The sequence below is a fragment of the Methanobrevibacter sp. genome (assembly GCF_045577275.1).
Lineage (GTDB): Archaea > Methanobacteriota > Methanobacteria > Methanobacteriales > Methanobacteriaceae > Methanobrevibacter.
The window spans coordinates 1-2,519 of sequence record NZ_JAZNIB010000168.1 but is presented as its reverse complement, the minus strand read 5'-3'; the positions used below and the strand labels follow the sequence as shown (position 1 = coordinate 2,519).

The following is a 2,519-nucleotide window of genomic DNA, read 5'->3' as shown; positions in this document are numbered from 1 at the left end:
TGTGCATTACATTATATACAAATGCGGTTTCAAAAACACTGTTGGAAGAACAGTCATTCATAAATTGCTCTATTTTTCAGACTTCAACTATTATGAATTGCATAAGGAATCCATAACAAATGAGGAATATAAGGAGTTGGAACGTGGTCCTGTCCCTATTCATTTTGAAATGGCCATAAAAGAATTGGTGGATGAAAAGAAGGTAGGATTAGGAAAAAGAAAATTGCCATGCGGCAAGATAATGAATAGATATTTTTCCCTAAAGACACCGGAAATCAATCTAAAGAATGAAGAGCGTGCTCTCATCAATAAGGTCATTAAGGAATTAAGTCATATGAACGGCAAGCAGATAGGTGAATATTCCCTTAGAGACACTCCTCCAAGGAAAACACAATATGCTGACATCATTGATTATGATTTGGTATTCTCTAGAAAACCTAAAGATGATGATAAGGTCTTCGTCAAAATAAGATAATTTATTGAATTGAATATAGCTATTGACGAATCATTTGATTATTAGCTGTAAAAATAGTTATTTGATGAATCTGTCATCTGCCTTTTGATTTTTAGCCTTGTGGTGATTGTTTTCAAACCAGCCGATCTTCAAGTCATCAACTATAGTATCTTCAAACAATTGAGGAACATAAGGCTTTATGTCAAGAAGTGGTGTGCCATCAAGTATATCTACATTTGAAATGTATAGGATATCGTTTTCTACCTTATCCAACTTTACAGTGGTCATGCCGATATTGTTAGGCCTTTTTGGAGATCTTGTTGCAAATACTCCGTGAGTGTCATTGTCCATGAATGGCTTGACTTCCAATGCATTGCCTTTTGTTTTGTGCAAATGATATATGAGTATTAGATGTGAAAATCCATCAATATCCTTTAACCCTGGCTTAAATTCATCTTTAATGCATATTTTTCCTTTGATTCCTTTTGCACCAGTTGGTTGGATTGGCATTCCTTCTAACTCTTTGAATGGTGAGTGGATTGTTCCTATAGATTCAAATTCGATTTTCATACTATCATATTGATTTTTGATGTATATAAATTTTTATAACGGGGTTATTTTAAATAATTTAGGATAATTAATCAGAATAGCTATTTTTATGATTATTCAATGGAATTTAAAACATGAGTTACAAATTGTGTTTTAGCTATCTCTTCCACAAACTCAACTAGTGCAGCCGCTTCCTTGACGGTTTCGCCGGTTGCAATGACTCCATGATTCTTTAAGATTATTGCATCTTCTGTTTTTAGAGCTTCAGCAGCAGCTTCAGCAAGTTCCTTGCTTCCAGGCTTGAAGTATTCAATGTCCTTTAGATATTCTGATTTTATTGCACCGAATCCTTCAAGACGTTTGATCTTTTTGTTTGAAAATGCAAATCCAGTTGCATATGGTGAGTGTGTATGTGCAATTCCATAGACATCAGGCTTTTGGCTGTATATTGCCAAATGCATTCCGACTTCAGATGATGGCTTTCCTTTTGTAAGGAGTTCTCCCTTTTCGTTTACAATAACGATATCCTCTTCATTCAAGTCAGCAAGTGATTTAAGGGTTGGTGTAATTGCAACTATATCCCCTGATTCGGTTTTGAATCTTGCACTGACATTGCCAGCCTTACCTGAAACCAATCCTCTTTCAAATACATATGCTGACATTTCAACAACTGATTTTACGATTTCCTTTTCCATATTATCATCCAAAATAAGCATAAGTTAATAAAAAAATAAAGAATAATTTTAATAATCTATCATTCCATTGCAGCTATTTATTGAAGTCCAATGGCTTGTAGATTCCACCTACATCAATGATAGGAACGATTGCAGGTGTAGGCACGATGTTATAGATCTTCTGGAACTCTGTTTGAGTCTGGAATGTACCTGAGTTTATGCAGTGAATTCCCTTATAGTTTGTATAGGTGTTAATGTGAACGTGGCCTGTATGCAAGACATCAGGAACAGTGTCAATAACCAAATGGTCTTCAAGCTCTGAAGCAAGAGGAGTTCTTTCTCCATACAATGGAGCCAAATGCCTTTTGTTTAAGAATTCTTTCATTACAAGGTCATTACGTTCATGTGAGAAATCATTTGAACCCATCACCATATCGTCTATTCCCCTACCGTGGTAGATTAATACTTTAAGTCCATCAAGGCTTACAGTACTTGGATTTGAAAGGAATTCAACGTTATTTAGTTTATACAATGACTTAGCATACTTTTCAGGAACAGCAGGTTGAGGCTCTGCCACTCTTGATGCGTCGTGGTTTCCAGGAGTGATGATTATCTTGATGTCGCTTCTGACATCACCAAGCAAACGTGCAGCTTCATCATATTGAGCTGTAATGTCCTTGATTGCCAATTCCTTGTCCTGGTTAGGATACACTCCGATACCATCCACGATATCTCCACCGACAATCATGTATTTTACGTTGTTTGCCATTTCCATCTGCTCTTCGTTTCCAAAGTCACCGTTGAGCCATTTGACGAATCTGACAAATGCATCTTCAAGGAAT

At 36.1% G+C, this 2,519-nt stretch carries 4 protein-coding genes; 1 reads left to right on the top strand and 3 read right to left on the bottom strand.

Annotated features, from left to right (window positions below):
• Positions 1 to 475, top strand: a 475-nt coding sequence (locus ACKI67_RS05105; protein WP_407462340.1) for a Panacea domain-containing protein, incomplete at its 5' end; no start/stop codon positions are given.
• A 57-nt stretch (positions 476 to 532) separates the two neighbouring features.
• Here the strand turns inward: ACKI67_RS05105 and tsaA are convergent.
• The 3 genes from tsaA to ACKI67_RS05090 form a co-directional block, all read right to left on the bottom strand.
• Positions 533 to 1,024 (bottom strand): tRNA (N6-threonylcarbamoyladenosine(37)-N6)-methyltransferase TrmO, encoded by a 492-nt coding sequence (gene tsaA, locus ACKI67_RS05100; protein ID WP_407462339.1) that lies wholly within the window; start codon positions 1,022 to 1,024, stop codon positions 533 to 535.
• Between the two features lie 92 nt (positions 1,025 to 1,116).
• Positions 1,117 to 1,698: a class II aldolase/adducin family protein gene (locus ACKI67_RS05095; RefSeq protein WP_407462337.1), complete on the bottom strand. Its 582-nt coding sequence runs from the start codon at positions 1,696 to 1,698 to the stop codon at positions 1,117 to 1,119.
• Between the two features lie 73 nt (positions 1,699 to 1,771).
• Positions 1,772 to 2,519 (bottom strand): metallophosphoesterase (locus ACKI67_RS05090; RefSeq protein ID WP_407462336.1); only part of this gene is annotated, 748 nt, incomplete at its 5' end.

Coding starts and splice junctions, on each gene's coding strand:
- ACKI67_RS05095 (WP_407462337.1), bottom strand. CDS start 1,698: ATGGAAAAGGAAATCGTAAAATCAGTTGTTGAAATGTCAGCATATGTA.
- tsaA (WP_407462339.1), bottom strand. CDS start 1,024: ATGAAAATCGAATTTGAATCTATAGGAACAATCCACTCACCATTCAAA.